Origin of the sequence: Cupriavidus sp. IDO (genome assembly GCF_000812465.1) — a bacterium.
In the GTDB taxonomy this organism is placed as follows: domain Bacteria; phylum Pseudomonadota; class Gammaproteobacteria; order Burkholderiales; family Burkholderiaceae; genus Cupriavidus.
The window spans coordinates 35,303-51,245 of record NZ_JWMA01000001.1 but is presented as its reverse complement, the minus strand read 5'-3'; the positions used below and the strand labels follow the sequence as shown (position 1 = coordinate 51,245).

Annotated in this window: 15 protein-coding genes, 1 tRNA gene and 2 pseudogenes; all 18 read right to left on the bottom strand. The window is 62.8% G+C overall.

What is annotated here, in order from left to right:
- Positions 1-66 precede the first annotated feature (66 nt).
- Positions 67-1,035 carry an ABC transporter substrate-binding protein gene (locus RM96_RS00235; protein ID WP_039006422.1) on the bottom strand — a complete coding sequence of 323 codons (969 nt, stop codon included), beginning with the start codon at positions 1,033-1,035 and terminating at the stop codon, positions 67-69.
- Between the two features lie 252 nt (positions 1,036-1,287).
- Positions 1,288-2,346 (bottom strand): aldo/keto reductase, encoded by a 1,059-nt coding sequence (locus tag RM96_RS00230; RefSeq protein ID WP_039006420.1) that lies wholly within the window; start codon positions 2,344-2,346, stop codon positions 1,288-1,290.
- A gap of 31 nt (positions 2,347-2,377) precedes the next feature.
- On the bottom strand, positions 2,378-3,412 hold the full coding sequence (locus RM96_RS00225) for a quinone-dependent dihydroorotate dehydrogenase (protein ID WP_039006418.1): 1,035 nt from the start codon (positions 3,410-3,412) through the stop codon (positions 2,378-2,380).
- A gap of 95 nt (positions 3,413-3,507) precedes the next feature.
- Complete coding sequence (locus tag RM96_RS00220) at positions 3,508-4,308, bottom strand: arginyltransferase (RefSeq protein ID WP_052279243.1); 801 nt, start codon at positions 4,306-4,308, stop codon at positions 3,508-3,510.
- 71 nt (positions 4,309-4,379) lie between these two features.
- The gene (aat, locus tag RM96_RS00215) at positions 4,380-5,132 is read right to left on the bottom strand and encodes a leucyl/phenylalanyl-tRNA--protein transferase (protein ID WP_039006416.1); all 753 of its coding nucleotides are present in this window, start codon (positions 5,130-5,132) and stop codon (positions 4,380-4,382) included.
- A gap of 28 nt (positions 5,133-5,160) precedes the next feature.
- The gene (locus RM96_RS00210) at positions 5,161-5,745 is read right to left on the bottom strand and encodes an NUDIX hydrolase (RefSeq protein WP_039006415.1); all 585 of its coding nucleotides are present in this window, start codon (positions 5,743-5,745) and stop codon (positions 5,161-5,163) included.
- Between the two features lie 218 nt (positions 5,746-5,963).
- Positions 5,964-6,039 (bottom strand) — tRNA-Met (locus RM96_RS00205).
- A gap of 123 nt (positions 6,040-6,162) precedes the next feature.
- Complete coding sequence (locus RM96_RS00200) at positions 6,163-6,915, bottom strand: RES family NAD+ phosphorylase (RefSeq protein WP_082016371.1); 753 nt, start codon at positions 6,913-6,915, stop codon at positions 6,163-6,165.
- Complete coding sequence (locus RM96_RS00195) at positions 6,875-7,264, bottom strand: MbcA/ParS/Xre antitoxin family protein (RefSeq protein WP_039006409.1); 390 nt, start codon at positions 7,262-7,264, stop codon at positions 6,875-6,877. Before RM96_RS00195 ends, RM96_RS00200 begins: the two co-directional genes overlap by 41 nt.
- Before the next feature lie 86 nt (positions 7,265-7,350).
- A pseudogene (locus RM96_RS40760) lies at positions 7,351-7,542 on the bottom strand (IS3 family transposase); the annotation flags it as partial.
- Positions 7,543-7,654: 112 nt separating this feature from the next.
- A pseudogene (locus RM96_RS00190) lies at positions 7,655-8,055 on the bottom strand (transposase); the annotation flags it as partial.
- A gap of 21 nt (positions 8,056-8,076) precedes the next feature.
- On the bottom strand, positions 8,077-9,312 hold the full coding sequence (locus RM96_RS00185; RefSeq protein WP_039006407.1) for an adenylate/guanylate cyclase domain-containing protein: 1,236 nt from the start codon (positions 9,310-9,312) through the stop codon (positions 8,077-8,079).
- 214 nt (positions 9,313-9,526) lie between these two features.
- Positions 9,527-10,471, bottom strand: a complete 945-nt coding sequence (locus tag RM96_RS00180; protein ID WP_039006404.1) for a SphA family protein — start codon at positions 10,469-10,471, stop codon at positions 9,527-9,529.
- A 44-nt stretch (positions 10,472-10,515) separates the two neighbouring features.
- Positions 10,516-11,295 carry a cyclase family protein gene (locus tag RM96_RS00175; RefSeq protein ID WP_039006403.1) on the bottom strand — a complete coding sequence of 260 codons (780 nt, stop codon included), beginning with the start codon at positions 11,293-11,295 and terminating at the stop codon, positions 10,516-10,518.
- Between the two features lie 27 nt (positions 11,296-11,322).
- Positions 11,323-12,921: a phytoene desaturase family protein gene (locus RM96_RS00170; protein WP_039006402.1), complete on the bottom strand. Its 1,599-nt coding sequence runs from the start codon at positions 12,919-12,921 to the stop codon at positions 11,323-11,325.
- A 100-nt stretch (positions 12,922-13,021) separates the two neighbouring features.
- Positions 13,022-13,546 carry a flavin reductase family protein gene (locus RM96_RS00165; RefSeq protein ID WP_039006401.1) on the bottom strand — a complete coding sequence of 175 codons (525 nt, stop codon included), beginning with the start codon at positions 13,544-13,546 and terminating at the stop codon, positions 13,022-13,024.
- Positions 13,547-13,622: 76 nt separating this feature from the next.
- A complete protein-coding gene (locus RM96_RS00160; RefSeq protein ID WP_039006399.1) occupies positions 13,623-14,912 on the bottom strand; it encodes a styrene monooxygenase/indole monooxygenase family protein in 1,290 nt (429 codons plus the stop codon).
- Positions 14,913-14,992: 80 nt separating this feature from the next.
- Complete coding sequence (locus RM96_RS00155; RefSeq protein WP_039006397.1) at positions 14,993-15,781, bottom strand: SDR family oxidoreductase; 789 nt, start codon at positions 15,779-15,781, stop codon at positions 14,993-14,995.
- Positions 15,782-15,943 lie beyond the last annotated feature (162 nt).

Genomic DNA, 15,943 nt, shown 5'->3' with positions numbered 1-15,943 from the left:
TCTGGCCCGGATAGGGCCTGGGGGCGCACAGCCGTCCGCCGGAGCGGACGGCGAAGCTGGCAGTGCTTACTTGATGACCGTCTTGGCTTCCTTGATCAGCTCCGGCGACAGCGTGGCGCCTTGCTTCGCGGCAGCGCCCGTGTTCACGAACAGCTCGAGGTTGTCGCTGGTCTGCGAGGCGATCGCGCCCGGCTTCTCGCCCTTCAGGATGCGCACCACGACCTTGCCGGTCTGGTGGCCCAGGTCACCGTAGTTCACGCCCAGGGCGGCGACGGCGCCGCGCTTGACGCTGTCGGTGTCGGCGGCGATCAGCGGGATCTTCGATTCGTTGGCCACCTTGACCAGCGCTTCATAGGCCGACACCACGTTGTTGTCGGTGTTGGTGTAGATCACGTCGACCTTGCCGATCAGGCTCTTGGCGGCCGGGCCGATGTCAACCGTACGCGGGGCGGCGGCTTCCTTGAGCGTCAGGCCCTGCTTGGACAGCAGTTCCTTCAGTTCCTTCACGACCACGACCGAATTGGCTTCGCCCGGGTTGTAGACCATGCCCACGGTCTTCGCCTTGGGCACCACGCGCTTGATCAGGGTGACCTGCTTGTCCAGCGGCAGCTTGTCCGACACGCCGGTGACGTTGGTGCCCGATGCGCTCCAGCTCTTGACCAGCTGCGCGGCGACCGGATCGGTCACGCCCGAGTACACCACGGGCACGCTCTTGGTGGCGGCAACGACGGCCTGGGCCGACGGGGTGGCGATGGCAACGATGGCAGTCGGGTTGTCGCCGACGAACTTGCGCGCGATCTGCGCAGCCGTACCGGTGTTGCCCTGGGCGCTCTGGTATTCCCACTTCAGGTTCTTGTCGGCGTCGTAGCCGGCGGCCTTCAGTTCATCGCGAACGCCATCGCGGATGGCATCCAGCGCCGGGTGATCCACGATCGACAGGACCTTCACGGTCTGGGCCTGCACGGCGCCGCCGTACAGCAAAGCCAGCGCCACTGCGCTGCCGAGAATGGTCTTCGATGCCTTGAGACACTTCATTTATCTGTTCTCCCCCGAATTTCGGTTCTGGATGAAACGGCCGCTAAATATCCTGGTCCGCTGTCCTGGCAGTGCCGGTCCGTGGCGCATGCGGCACTTCCTGCGGCGATGGGAAGGCAGCATCATCGCTCCGGATGCAACAGCGATAAGCCTGCGAGGATACCATTTCTCGCGCACGAAATGCGTAGTCATAGTGCGGAAGTGGGGCATCCGATGCCGCCGAAAGCCGTCAGGAAGCCATCCAGGCGCAGATTATTGCGCGGGATTGCAGATTTGGTTGTGGATTACCCCGATTGCGCTGACGACATCTTCATGCAATTGCGTCTGCCGCGCGTCGATGTCTTCCTCGAGTTGCGCCAGCGTGGTGGCGCCGATGATGGTGCTGGCCGCAAACCAGCGCGAATAGCACCACGCCAGCGCGAGCGTGGCGGGCGAGAGGCCGGCGTCGTTTGCCAGCGCCACATAGCGGGCGCAGGCGGCCATGGTCTCGGCGCGCATGTAGCGCGGGCTCCAGTCCGCCGGGAAGCGCGACAGGCGGCCCTTCGCGGCGGCATTGAAGACGGGGCGCGCCGGATCGCCGCCGAGGTACTTGCCGGTGAGCTGGCCGAACGCCAGCGGGCTGTAGATCAGCAGGCTGACGTCGGTATGGAAGCAGGCCTCGTCCAGTCCCTGCTCGAAGCTGCGGTTGACCAGGTTGTACGGATTCTGGACGGTGGCGATGCGCGGCAGGCCGTGCAGCTCCGCCTGCTTGACGAACTCGGCAACGCCCCAAGGCGTCTCGTTCGACACGCCCACATAGCGGATCTTGCCCGCGCGCACCAGCTCGCCCATGACTGCAAGCTGCGCCTGGATCGAGGTGCAGGCGCGCTCATTGGCCGGATCGAAACTCTTCTGGCCAAAGATCGGCGCGTTCCGCGCGGGCCAGTGGATCTGGTAGAGGTCGATGTAGTCCGTCTGCAGGCGCTTGAGCGATTCATCCACCGCGGCACGGATGCCATCTGGCGTGAAGTCGTCGCCATTGCGTATCCACGGCATGCGTCCAGGACCGGCTACCTTGGTCGCCAGCACCACGCGGTCGCGTGGCTGGCGCTTCAGCCAGCTGCCGACGATCCGCTCGGTCCGGCCGTAGGTCTCCGCGCTCGGCTTGACCGGGTACATCTCGGCGGTATCGATAAAGTTGATGCCGCGCGAGAAGGCGTAGTCGAGCTGGCTGTGGCCTTCGGCTTCGGTGTTCTGCTCGCCGAAGGTCATGGTGCCAAGACAGATATGGGAGACCTGCAGGTCGCTGCGGCCAAGACGGATAGTTTCCATGGCGTTTTCCTGATGTCAGTTGCTGTCGGACTTATGCGCGCAGCGCCGCGGCACACTCGCGCACCAGTGCCGGGCCGCGGTAGATCAGGCCGCTGTAGACCTGCACCAGCTTCGCGCCGGCCTCGATCTTGGCGCGCGCGTCGGCGCCGCTGAAGATGCCGCCCACGCCGACGATCGGCACGGCATCGCCCACCACGTTGCGCAGGGCACGCACGACGTGGGTAGAGGCCTCGAACACCGGACGGCCGGACAGGCCGCCGGCTTCCTCCGCGTGCGGCAGCCCCTTCACGGCCTCGCGCGAAATCGTGGTGTTGGTGGCAATCACGCCGTCGATCTTGTGGCGCACCAGCGCGTCACCGATATTGCCGATCTGGTCGGCGTCGAGATCCGGGGCAATCTTCAGCGCCAGCGGCACGTAGCGCTTGTGCTGGTCGGCCAGGCGCTGCTGCGCGGCCTTGAGCGTGGACAGCAGGCTGTCGACTTCGCTCGCGCCCTGCAGCTGGCGCAGGTTCTTCGTGTTCGGCGACGAGATATTGACCGTCACGTAGCTCGCGTGTGGGTAGACCCGTTCCAGGCAGTACAGGTAGTCGTCGGCCGCGCGCTCGATCGGCGTGTCGGCATTCTTGCCGATATTCAGGCCCAGCACGCCGCCTTCGGCCTTCCAGCGCGATGCCCTGACGTTGGCGATAAAGGCATCCACGCCGCCGTTGTTGAAGCCCATGCGGTTGATCAGCGCGTCGGCCTGCGGCAGGCGGAACATGCGCGGGCGCGGGTTGCCCGGCTGCGCGCGCGGCGTGACCGTGCCGACCTCGATGAAGCCGAAGCCGAATGCCGCCAGCCCGTCGATATAGGCGCCGTCTTTGTCCAGCCCGGCAGCCAGGCCGACCGGGTTCGGGAAGCGCACGCCCATCACCGTACGCGGATCGTCGGCAATCCTGTTACCGATGCAGCCGGCCAGGCCCAGGCGCTGGGCGCGGATCAGGTTGTTCAGGGTGAAATGGTGGGCGTCCTCCGCATCCATCGAGAACAGGGCGGGGCGAAACAGGGGATAGAGCGCGTTGAGCACGGGGGCAGGCGGCCGGGAAGCGGGCGCAGAGTGAAAACCAAGCCGGCATTGTAGCGGCTGGGGCGTTCTGCAGGCACGGCCGGCGGGGGGCGGGGCTATTCCTGCGCCGGTGGCGGGTTCGGCGTGTCGGCAACCTGCGGGCCGTGCGGCTGGTCGTCCTCGAAGGCGTGCCACTGGTTGCCGCTCAGCACCTGCAGCGGACGGAAGCGCGCCTTGTAGGCCATCTTGCGGCTTTCGGCGATCCAGTAGCCGAGGTACAGGTGCGGCAGGCCCAGCTCGCGGGTCTGGCTGATCTGCCAGAGGATGTTGTAAGTGCCGTAGCTGGCGCCCAGCTCCAGCGGGTCGTAGAAGGTATAGACGGAGGACAGGCCGTCATCCAGCACGTCGATCATGCTGACCATGCGCAGCCGGCCGGCCTCGGGCGACCCCGGCGGGTCGCGGAATTCCACCAGGCGCGAATTGACGCGGCTCTGCAGCAGGAACTGCTCGTACTGGTCGCGGCTGTCCTGGTCCATGCCGCCGCCGGCGTGGCGCATCGACTGGTACAGCAGATATAGCGAATAGTGTTCTTCGACGTAGGTCAGCGGTGCCACCAGCGCCTGCAGGTGTTCGTGCTGGCGCCACGCGCGGCGCTGCGAACGGTCAGCCTTGAACTGGTCCACCAGCACGCGGCACGGCGTGCAGGCGTGGCACTCGTCGCAATAGGGGCGATAGGTAAAGATGCCGCTGCGCCGGAAACCCGCGCGCACCAGCCGCGAATAGACGTCGGCGTTGATCAGGTGAGCCGGGGTGGCAACCTGCGAGCGCGCCATGCGGCCTTCGAGGTAGCTGCAAGCATAGGGCGCCGTTGCATAGAACTGCAGCGCGGAAAGAGGAAGTTCCTTCAGCTTGCTCATGGATCAGTGGCAGAATCAGATGCGGCCAGGGTTGCGCCGGAGCGGCCGGCGCAGGGGCGCAACGGGCCGATTCAGGCGGCGGGACCGGCTGGCGATGCGGTCCAGCGTTCCAGCACCGATTTGTCGAATCGCCACGGCGTGATTTCCGGTTGCATCGTGGCGGCCCGCACATGTGCCACGAACTCCGCACGCGCGATCGGGCGCGCGCCGAGCGAGGCCAGGTGATCGGTTTCTTGCTGGCAGTCTATCATCGCCACGCCGTGGTTGCCGAGGAATGCGCACAGCGCCGCCAGCGCGATCTTGGAGGCATCGGTGCGATGGGCGAACATCGACTCGCCATAGAACATCCGGCCCAGCGCCACGCCATACAGGCCGCCGACGCGCTCGCCGCGATACCAGCTTTCGACCGAATGGGCCATGCCGTTGCGGTGCAGCGCGCCGTATGCGGCGATGATCTCGTCGGTGATCCAGGTGCCTTCCTGCCCGTCGCGCGGCGTCATGGCGCAGGCGTGCATCACGGCGAGGAAATCATCGTCGACGCGGATTTCCCAGTCCGGATCGCGCAGCGTGCGGCGCAGAGTCTTGCGCAGCGTGCTGGAGATGCGCAGTGCATCGGGTGCGAGCACCATGCGCGGGTCGGTGCTCCACCAGAGCACTGGCTGGCCGGCGGAATACCAAGGGAAGATGCCTTGCCGGTAGGCCAGCAGCAGGCGCTGAGGGGAGAGTTCGCGACTGGCCGCCAGCAAGCCCGGGGCGTCCGAGGCCGGGCCGAGCGCCCGGTCCACCGGCGGAAACGGATCTTGCGGGTCCAGCCAGGAAATCATGCGGGTGCTGCCGAAGAGAGGTGGCGGCTCAGGGCGTTACCGTGGCCCGGCTGGTAAGCGGGCGCATCGGCTTGTCGATGTCGAGGCTGTGCAGCCGGAAGCTGCTGTCGCTCAGGCGCCCGGCCGCGCGGTCGGCGAAGAAGCAGCGCAGCGTATGGATCACGGTCGGGAAGGCCAGTTCATCCCAGGGCACATCGGCTTCCTCGACCAGTTTCACTTCCAGGCTTTCCTCGCCCGGCGCGATGTCGAGGTCATCGAGCGTCGCCAGGTAGAAAAGATGCACCTGATGCACATGCGGCACGTTCAGGATCGAAAAGAGCTCACCAACTTGCACGCGGGCCCCGGCTTCTTCCAGCGTCTCGCGCGCGGCGGCCTGCGCGGTGGTTTCGCCAATTTCCATGAATCCGGCCGGCAAGGTCCAGAACCCGTAGCGCGGCTCGATCGCGCGCTTGCACAGCAGGATCTTGTCTTCCCACACCGGAATTGTGCCGACAACGTTGCGAGGGTTGACGTAGTGGATGGTGCCGCAGTTGTCGCAGACACTGCGCGGGCGATTGTCGCCTTCGGGTACGCGCAGTACGACCGCATGACCACAGTTCGAGCAGAATTTCATGAGGGGCGTCCGGGAGGAATGGCGAAAGTGTATCACCCCCGCCGGGGGCTGCCGGAGTGCTAGCGCACGAAGAGGGGCAAGCCGAAGAGATGTGCTGGAAAGCGGCAAAAACTGCTTCCGGCCGAGTCGTCGTTCCGACACGCCGGGCAAGCCAGATGCGTTAGACCGGCGCACAAAACAAAAAACGCCCGGAGTGGGCGTTTTGCTTTCGAGGGTTTTGGTTGCGGGGGCAGGACTTGAACCTGCGACCTTCGGGTTATGAGCCCGACGAGCTGCCAACTGCTCCACCCCGCGTCCGTCGAAGATGTGATTATATGGCAACTGCTTGCGCATTGCAACACCAGTCTTCGAATTATTTGGAGACCTGCTGCAGGGGCGCCTGCCATAACCATTAGATGCCCGTCCGGACCGCATGGTTCAGGCTGGTTTCCGGCTTTCGCTTGTGCGCTGCCACAAGGCGGCTTCGAACTCGAAGCTGTCGCGTTGCTGCAGGTCGTCGCGCTGCCAGATGACGCGGTCGCGGCGCACGGTCAGCATCCAGGTGGTGGTGGCGAGCGGCTGCGGATGGGAGAAGGCGCGCGGCGTCAGTACCGCCGCACATAAGCCCTGGTGCGGATCGCGCACCGAGATGTAGCGGATCAGGCCGAGGCCCGCTTCGCGCACGATCCGGCCGAATTCCTGGCAGGCCTCATGGCTGTCGGGGTTGGTCCAGTGTGCGCTGTCCTTGTCGAAAGGCGGTGCATCGAGCGCGATGCCGTCGGTGCGCACGCTGACCTCGAACAGCGTCTGCGCCCGCGCGTCGATGCGCGGCAGCGCCGGGCTGTCATTCAGGAAGCGCCAGCGCCAGTAGCCAAGTTCCGCGCACGCAGTGCGAATCTCGGCAGCGCCGTAGAACACGCCCGGATCCTGGCTGGCGCGAAAGCGCGAGCCCCACGGCGACGGCGGGTAACGAAAGGGTGTGAAGAGGAGATAGTGAAGGTGGCGTGCGTCGGCGGGCACGGCGGGTTTGCCGGCGTCGAGTACGCGTTCGAGCACGGCCTGTTCGTCGAGGCTGTCGACCAGCGGCATGGTCGAGACCACGTGCTGGGCCTCCACGGCTCGCCACAACGTGAGCGCGAACGGCTGGCGCTCAGATGCGACCGCGGGTGGCGTCCAGGTAGTGAACGACACGAACCAGACCTTCAGTAGTGCGGATCATCTCGAGCGGTTTGCCGCCGAGCGCCAGGTTTTCGTTGGTCAGCCACAGGCGCGCCTGGTCGCCGTGGCCGAGGATGGCGTCCAGCGAGCGGAACAGGCGCACGAACAGGACGCCGAATTCCCACTCCTTGCGGTGTGCATCGAGCACATATAGCCCGGACGCCATACGCGAAACCGAGGCCGTGCTGATGCCCAGCACGCTGGCCACGATGGCCTGGCTGATGCCGAGGAAGCCTGCCGCGCGCATGACAGCCTTGGTCAGCGTGGTGCCGGGATCGGGGCTGCCGCCGGGATCCGTCTCCGGAATCTGCCTGGATTGCATCGCCTTGCTCCTGTTTCTTGAGAAACATTATAGGCGACTGATTTCAGAAGGGAAGGGATGAGTGCAAAACCGATGCGGCCGCGGTCGATGTCCCAGCACCAAACCTGGTTCGGCCCGTCGGCACGGTGCGTGGTCGGCGCTCGGGGCTTGGCATTGTGGCTGCGGCCGCGCCGCAGGCCTTGGCCTTCAGCCCTGAGCACCCGGTAGAACGTCGATTCCGAGGCCAGGTAGCAGCCCTCGTCGGCCAGCTTCGGCACAATCTGGTGCGGCGTCAGGCTCTCGTAGGCGCCAGCGCTGCAAGGTACGCTCATTCAAGCCCAGTTCCTCGCAGGCGCTGGATTGGCGCGCGCCGTTCTGAACCGCTTCATCGATCAACACAATGGCTTCGCGGCGATCCGAGACGTTGATCAGTCCTCCTCGTCCCTTCCCCAGATCGCCTCGGCTTTTTTTCTCAGCACCAGCAGCGCCGCCGTCTCCGCCAGGGCTGCATTCTTGCGCTTGAGTTCGCGCTCCAAGTCCCGGATCCGCTTCTGTGCAGTCTCTTCCTCGCGGCGCTGCGCCAGGCCAGCCTTGCCCTGCGTCTTCGCGTTGGCCTGCTCACAGGCGGCACGCCACTGCCGGATCTGTTCCGGCTGAATGCCTTTCCTGCGGCAGTACTCGGACAGCTCCGCCTCGCTCAGGGGAGCTGTCTCCAGCACCTCCCGGAATTTGTCCGCGCTGGACCACTTGTCACTCTGCTTGCCGTTGCCTGGCACAACCCTTCCTTGCTCTCGAGCTTTGTTGCGCCAGGCGTCAGGGGAAAACAACTATCGCTATAGCGGCTCACGGCGGCCGGTCAGGAACCAGGTATGCACGGCACCGATCCCCTTTGTCGCAATGGTGCCGCGTTCTTCGAACAGAAAGGATTCTCCCAATCGATTGCGAGTTGCGTCGGTAACTTGAATCCGTCCAGCCAAACTATGGGACTCCATCCGACTTGCAGTGTTGACGGCATCGCCCCATAAGTCGTAAATGAACTTGCGCTTACCGATAACGCCGGCCACTACCGATCCACTATTGATGCCAATTCGCATCCGGAGGTTATAGCCGGTACGTCGATTGAACAGTCTGAGCGCGTCTATCATATCCAGTGCCATGTCGGCAGCTCGGACAGCATGGTCAGAAACCGGTTCCGGTAGCCCAGCTGCTGCCATGTAAGCGTCCCCGATTGTCTTGATCTTCTCAAGTCCGCGGCAATCCGCGATTGTGTCGAATTCGGTGAAGATCTCATTGAGCACTGCGACCAGGCGCTCGGCGCTCATGCCCACCGAGAAATGGGTGAATGCCACGATGTCCGCAAACAAGACCGTCACTTCCGGGAAGCTGTCGGCTATGACTTCAGGAATGCTGTTGGCTACGATTTCCGGACGTGCTTTTAATCGTTCAGCTATCGGAGAGGGCAGCAGATTCAAAAGCAGCCGCTGCGAAAGCGTCTGCTCGACCATGAGTCGATCGTAAAGACTCTGAAGTTCATCGCGCTGACGGCAGATTAGATCCCGGCTGGCTTGGAGCTCCTCGTTTTTCCGCGCAAGCTCTGCTTCGGTGCGCTTCTTTTCCGTGATGTTGCGCCCTTCAGGCAGCAGGAACACCACCTTGCCATCCGAATCTCTAATAGGTAATAGCGAGAAGTCGACAATGATCGTCTCCTCGCCCATCTTTTGGCCGTATACCTCGAAGTCACCGCGGACGAACTCGCCTTGGCTTGCGCGCCGGATCAGCTGTTGCAAGACGCGCTGGGTCTGCGGAGAGATAACCCACCATCTGGCCTCCCAGAATGGCATTCCGCGAATGTCATCCATTTGAATGCCGATTCCCTCGAGCGCTGCGCGATTGATCTCGAGCATCTTGCCGTCGACGTCTAGCAGGCCGACGAACTGGTACATTGCGTCCAGCATGATGCTTGCAAGCTTGGCTCGCTGGGTTTGGAAGTCGTCGTGTGCGGAAAGCGTTACATCTCGCACCCGAATTTGCGGGCTGGCCGAGAACAGCTGGCGGCTAATAAGGGCCATGCTTCACCTCTTCCGCTCCGCCGCAAACTCATATAGGAGTCAGCCTAACGGGCTGGCTTTCGACGGCAGGGCTTTTGCTATTGGAGCATATCTGCAACGGCGCGGCACGCCCTGACCGGCAGGCCACGTTGCCGTTCGCACCGAGGCGAAAAATCAGCGCCACCTTCTCGCATGGCTACAGAAGCACAGCACAGGGCCTCGCGGGCCCATTCCGTCAGAAAGCGGTGACCACCTTGACCCAGAATTTGTCGCCGCCAAACCGATTCCTGGCATACGCTTCATGCTGCCATTGGGTGATGAAACTAGTTCCCTTGGCGTTGGTGTATGAGACGCTAGGGCCGATAGCCAGCACCTCGCCGCGACGGCCACGGCTCCACACGCCAGGCACTTCTGGCACCACGGTGCCATTGAACTTGTCGTCCGTGACCTGTTTCAGGTAGTACCCGCTCAAGCCGACAGTCCACGGGCCGATGTGCTTGCCCAGGGCGTAATCGACGTGCAATTCCTGTCCGGACTGGTAGCTTCCTGTCATGCCGCCGAAGTTGGAGTCCTTGTTCTTCCCTTTAATGTTGTACATGAACTTGGCAGAGATTTCCCAGCCACTCTGGTTCAGCCAGGTGAATGCCGCAACTGGCTCGAAGGCCCAGTAGTTCGCGCCGATGCTGGCCCTGGGATCATTCTGGTCGTAGCGGCCCGTGGGCGCGTAAATGTCCAGACCCGTCGTGACATGCCAGTTCGCACCATGCCAGCCGAGCACTATCGGGTCGATCGTGATGTCACCCAAGCCAGTGGCGTTGCGACGGCCGCCCATCTGGGGCAAATTCATGGACTGGTAGACGAGCGGAACGATGGCCTGCATGCCCCAGCTCGCGCCAAGAAGCGTGATGTTGGTGACCTTCACCACCCGCAACGCGTCGAACCAGGCGTCAACCTTTGCAGGATTGCCGGCGATGTTTGCGTTGTCGCCGTTGCCGTCTTTGAGCTCACCGCCGTAATAGCCGGTGTAGTTGAGGAGATAGGTGCCGGGCGGGGGCAAAGCTCCCGACATCCAGCTTTCAGCTCCATTGGGATACTGGTCTGCGCCCTCCTTTGCGAGCGCCTGATTGCCGACTAGCGCAAGCGAACCGGCCAGCATGGCCGAGATTGCTCGTTTCTTCACTTCGTTCTCCTCCTTTTTGTGGTGATGGGCGGGCTAGCGGAATATCAGCCGGGAATAAGAGCCAGGACGCGAAGCGGGCTGCCGGAACCGTCCTTGATCTTCAGCGGGGCGGCGACAATCAATGCACCCTGCGGCGGGAGTTGGTCGAGATTGGTCAGGCATTGCAGACCGTAGCGGTTGTTGCCATGCATGAGGTAATGGCACGGGAACGGTAACTCCCAGCCATAGGACTGGCCCGCGTCGGTGCCAATTGCTTCGACGCCAAATCCATGGACATCGCGCTCTTCAATCATCCACTGGACGACGCCCAGGTCAGGGCCAGGTGTGTGCATGCCGTCGTCACGCGCATTCAGGTACGCCTCGGGACTATTGCGCTTGGACCAGTCGGTGCGCATCAGGACCCAGGAGCGCGGAGGGATGCGGCCATGCCGTGCTTCCCAGGCTTTGACGGCGTCGACAGTGAGCAAGTAGTCCGGGTCTTCCGCGGCCTCCCTTGAGCAGTCGATGACGCAGGCGGTGGCGAAGAATTTTTCGGCAGGGATGGTGTCGGTCGTATTGTCCGGCAAGTCCTTACCAGAGATCCAATGGACTGGTGCGTCGAAGTGAGTCCCTGTATGTTCGCCGCAGGAGAAGTTATTCCAGTACCAGTTCGGTCCGCGATCGTCGTAGCGCGAGATAGTTTCTTGCCGGAAGGGCCAGGTCTGGCCCATCTCCGGAGGCAGCGAGATGGTCGGAAATTCAGAACTCAAGGTCTGCGTCAGATCCACCACGCGGATGCGGCCGGACAGCAGGTCTGCTGCAAAGTGGGCGAGGCTGTTGCTCATGGTTGTTGTCTCCTGTGGTTGCTTCACTTATGAGTTAGATTTCGCCCGTTTCTTTGCGAGCGCATTTGCGACGTGGTAACCGGAGGTACCGCCAAGACCGGGTCCTGGATGGGTCGAGGCGCCGATGTGGTGCAGATGTTTAACCGGGGTAGCGTGATCCTTGACGCCAGGGACCGGACGCCAGAACATGAACTGGTCGATGCTGCATTCACCGGAATAGGGATCACCGCCGACGAGGTTGACGTTCATCGACTCAAGATCCGCCGGGGAGATGACCGTACGCCCGACGACGCTCGCTTTGAGATCTGGAACCTGGCGGGCAATGCGATCGATAATCCGGTCGGCGTAGCGCTCACGGAGTTCGGCGGTCCAGCGACCATCCGCGGGAACAGCGATCTCTCCAAGCGCATCGCCCTTGACTTGACGCGGACACTCCGGAACCTGAATCCAGAGCACCCAGCCTCCGGCCGGGCTTCTGGAAGGGTCAACAGCGCAAGGCTGGGCAACGCAAATCGTGCCTTCGGCTGGAAGCAGGCCTCGCTCTGCTTCGCTGACTGCCCTGGAGACACCGTCCAGCCCCGAGGTAAGGTGCAGGTAGATGACATCGCGCAGATGTTCTTGGGGCCAGTCCGGAGGGGCGGACAGCGCCAAATGGATCTGCATGTTCCCCTTGCCGTAGCGGTACTCGGCTGCCTGCTGACGTAGGCCAGGGGGAACGTGCTTGGCGGCCAGCAGCTTTCCGTAAAGCTGGCCGGGCGTGACGTTGCAGATGATCTCCTTGCCCATGAAAACGCGGTTGTCCCGCGTCCTTACGCCGCGCGCCGAGCCGCCCTCGACCAGGATGTCCTCGACGTCGGCATTAACGTGGAAAGCACCACCCCGGCTCTCGATGACTCTGCGAAAGGCGTCGACAGTACGGGCATTGCCGCCTTGGACGATAGGCAGGCCAACCGCCTCCAGCGTGAAGGCGACGACTTTTCCCATCAAGGCAGACATGGCGCTTTCCGGGCCAAGGCCTGTATGCAGTACCCAAGGCGCGAGCAGCGCCTGGACCAGGTCGGATTTGACCCGGGTCTCCAGCCAGCTGCGGCAACTCATCAGGGCAGGGGAAAAGAAGGCGACGGTGTCATGCACGCCTTGTTTCCACAGGCGGCCGGCCACGGTCTTTGCAACACCGGCACTCCACAGTTCGTTGCCAAGCAGCGAGAACACCAGGCCGGCGTTTTGCTCGACCTCTTGCATGGCGGACTGGAAGGCATCACCGTCGCCGCTTGCCAGCGTATTGAAGGTGCTGACATTGCGCTCACGGGACGTGCTCAGAATCAGCGAACGGTTATCGGGCAACAGTACGCCAGTGGGCGTACTGTTATTGCGGTAGCTGAGTCCTGCCTGATGAAGTTCATCCTTCAGCTCCGCGTAGCCTGGCGACGTGACAAACAGCGGATGTGCCGTGGACAACGTGTCGTGGAGATAGCCCGGTGCATTCAGGGCCTCCGTGCGAATGCATCCGCCCAGCGTGCTATTGCGTTCCAGCACGCAGACACGCTTGCCGCGTCTGGCTAGAACCGCAGCGCAGACGAGCGAATTGATACCACTGCCGACAATGACGGCGTCATACGTACTCATTGGAGTATCCCGGGGGCAAGGATAAGAGAGGCGGGCAAATACGTTCGGGCGCGGCGTTGGCCAGCTTCCTTTGGACGGATTGCCGTGTGCGGTACCGGTATTAGGTCGCGGCGACGTATTCGGTGCGGATCAGCTCTGACAGCTCCGTAAGAGCGTTGGCGGTACGCGCGTAGTTTCCCTTGTAGAAGAGCAGGGATTCCCGATTCGATGTGTCAAAGTGCCGGACCTCGCCCAGGAAGATGATGTGATCGCCGCCGTCATACTGATGCGTGTTGCGGCATTGGAATACCGCTGCGCAACCTGACAGGACCGGCGAGCCATCGAGGCCATCCGTGCAGGGGACGCCCGAAAACTTGCCTTCCGCGCCTCGTGCGAAGCGGTTGGAGACATGTTCCTGGTCGGCTGCCAGGACGTGGATCACGAAACTCCCGGTCTTCTGGAATGCCTCGAGGCTGTAGGACTTCTTGGCGAGGCTCCACAGAACCAGGCGAGGCTCCAGCGATACCGAGCTGAAACTATTCACGGTCACGCCCCAGGGTTCTCCGTCGGGGGTGCGCGTTGTGACGATGGTTACGCCCGTGGCAAAGCGGCCGAGGGCATTCCGAAATTCGCGAGCGTCGGTCATTGTTGTCTCCTGTCGCCTGCTCAACCGTTGCGCGGTGAGCAGATTGCTTGCTTTCGTGTGGGTGACTTTTCTTGCCTCAGGCGGCCTTGGACTGCGACTCTTCAGCGATCCAGGCCTCGGTGGCTTCCTCGTTGAACCAGTAGCTGCCATAGTCGCGCGGATCGTTGAATCCGTTGGCGATGCGCTGGGCGATGCGCGGCGCGTGTTGCGCTGTGGCCAGCAGTTTGACGATGTGGTCTGGCGGCGGGAACAGCAGGGAATTTGTCCAACGGATGACCGGTTCGGCATAGCCTTCGTAAAGGCCGTCGAAGGTCTGCTGCATCCATGCCTTATCGAAGGGCTTGTCCCCATGGCGCAGGATGGCCTCGAAATAGTGCAGGGCGCCCTTGGTGGCGTTGTTCGAGCCCTGGCCGGTGATCGGGTCGTTGACCATGACCGCGTCGCCGAGCCCCATTACAAGCCGGCCGGAAGGCAGGGAAAGGGTAGGGTTGCGCACGGTCGGGGTGACGCGCCCGCTCAGGATCCCGTTGGCATCGGTGAGTCGTACATTGGCACAGCGCTCGCTTTCCCACGGCAGGTAGTCGCGCAGGATGCCCAGGCAGACATCCAGATGCTGATCGGCGGACTTGACGTCTGCCCAGCGGTCCATCGGGCCGCCAGGAATGGCTTCGAAGACCATGATGTCGCAGGCTTGAGTTTCGCAACTGCCCTGGGTGGTGAGGGCCGGGAAGACAAAGTACTCGCCGATGCCGGGAATCAGATTAAAGTTGACGCACTCAAACGGGCCACTGCGCTGCATGCCCGTCACGTAAGCCAGTGCCAACTGGCGTTGGGGGTGACGAACAGGCGAGCGTGCATCATTGCGTGTCAGCAGATTGACGATCTCTCCCTTGCCACCGGCCAGGAGAACAAGATCATGACTTTCGGCCAGGGCTTCAAGCTGGGGAATCTCGACATTTTCGATACGCAGAATGCCGCCACGGCTTTCGAACTCCGCCATCCAGCCTGGCATCTTTACACGTTGATCGACAGACTGGGCGTAGGCATTCAGGCGGGCGCGCCAGTGGATGGCAATTTCGCCCTCGCCGTCGTCGGTAGGGATGGTCAGGCCGATGCCGTCCACCGTGGGGCACTGCCTTTCCCATTGATTCATCCGGAAATTGCGCTCGATCTGGAGTGCCTGGTCGAAGATGCACTGGGACGACATCACTTTGCCGCTCCATACCTCGTCAGCGGTGCGGTTTGTCACTAGCGCGACCTCGTAGCCTTGATCCAGCAGGCCGCACCCGAGCAATAGTCCTGCCTGACCCGCGCCAACAATCGCAATTTTGCGCGGCGTGATCTTGTCGATGGAATGGGGGATCATGTGTCTCTCCTGTGGGATTGTCTTGCGTGCAATTAACTTCGTGCCGGGCGAACCGAGGTCGCCCAGAATCACCGGCCGGTTTATGCCGTCAGCCGGTTGATGGCTGCTTGCCGACCCTCGGGACCGAGGGCGCCGTATCCGCCGTCACATGCATAGTCGGCGCCGGTAACAAAGGCGGAAGCATCTGACAGGAGGAAGCGAACCACTTGCGCGACTTCTTCTGGCTTGCCGAGCCGGCCGAGTGGGTGGAAATCTGCGGCGATACCGTCGGCTTTCGCCCTGTCGCCGCCGCTCAGCGCGCTGATGACGGAGGACCACGTCCAGCCCGGCGAGACGGAGTTGACTCGAATGTTGTCCGGGGCTAGATCCAATGCGGCGCTACGTGTAAATTGCTGCATCGCTGCCTTGGTAATCGGGTACAGCCAGCGCCCCGACTGCGCCACGCCCGCGGAGATCGAGGCAAAGTTGACGACCGCTCCGCCGCCGCGCTTTTTCATCTCCGGCACGCACGCCTTCAGCATCATCGCCGCGCCGACGACATTGACGTTGTAGGACTCCAGCCACTGCTCGCGTGTGGAATCGGCACCGTTATCCACGTAGGTGCAGGCGCAGTTGACGAGCAGGTCGATGCCACGGAAGGTCTCCATGGTGTCGGCGATACAGGCAGCGATGTCGGCATCGCTGGTCACGTCAACGGCCACATAGCGGCAGCGCTCCGGATGCCGCTCGGCAACATTGCGGCCGCCTTGCTGGTCGATGTCGACGACAACGACGTTGGCGCCAGCCGAGACCAGGGCCGATACCACGGCCTCGCCAATCATAGTCGCGCCACCGGTGACAATCGCCGTCTTGCCTTCGATTCCTTGCATGTCCGTCTCCACTTGTTGTATTGGCTCGCATGTAGCCATGTGCAACGTAGTTTGGTGTAACGGTGATGACGCTGCTATCCGCAATCCGCCGGCCAATATCCAGATAACGAGCCGTCGCCGGCGGACCGGGAAAAGGGGGCGGTGGAGTCAGGAAAGGGTGGG

Bases quoted from the DNA above. Each gene is read 5' to 3' on its own strand.
- RM96_RS00235 (WP_039006422.1), bottom strand. From the start codon at position 1,035: ATGAAGTGTCTCAAGGCATCGAAGACCATTCTCGGCAGCGCAGTGGCG.
- aat (WP_039006416.1), bottom strand. From the start codon at position 5,132: ATGATTTCCTGGCTGGACCCGCAAGATCCGTTTCCGCCGGTGGACCGG.
- RM96_RS00195 (WP_039006409.1), bottom strand. From the start codon at position 7,264: ATGCAATCCAGGCAGATTCCGGAGACGGATCCCGGCGGCAGCCCCGAT.
- RM96_RS00155 (WP_039006397.1), bottom strand. From the start codon at position 15,781: ATGCAAGGAATCGAAGGCAAGACGGCGATTGTCACCGGTGGCGCGACT.
- RM96_RS00220 (WP_052279243.1), bottom strand. From the start codon at position 4,308: ATGAGCAAGCTGAAGGAACTTCCTCTTTCCGCGCTGCAGTTCTATGCA.
- RM96_RS00160 (WP_039006399.1), bottom strand. From the start codon at position 14,912: ATGATCCCCCATTCCATCGACAAGATCACGCCGCGCAAAATTGCGATT.
- RM96_RS00230 (WP_039006420.1), bottom strand. From the start codon at position 2,346: ATGGAAACTATCCGTCTTGGCCGCAGCGACCTGCAGGTCTCCCATATC.
- RM96_RS00175 (WP_039006403.1), bottom strand. From the start codon at position 11,295: ATGAGCAACAGCCTCGCCCACTTTGCAGCAGACCTGCTGTCCGGCCGC.
- RM96_RS00210 (WP_039006415.1), bottom strand. From the start codon at position 5,745: ATGAAATTCTGCTCGAACTGTGGTCATGCGGTCGTACTGCGCGTACCC.
- RM96_RS00185 (WP_039006407.1), bottom strand. From the start codon at position 9,312: ATGGCCCTTATTAGCCGCCAGCTGTTCTCGGCCAGCCCGCAAATTCGG.
- RM96_RS00165 (WP_039006401.1), bottom strand. From the start codon at position 13,546: ATGACCGACGCTCGCGAATTTCGGAATGCCCTCGGCCGCTTTGCCACG.
- RM96_RS00170 (WP_039006402.1), bottom strand. From the start codon at position 12,921: ATGAGTACGTATGACGCCGTCATTGTCGGCAGTGGTATCAATTCGCTC.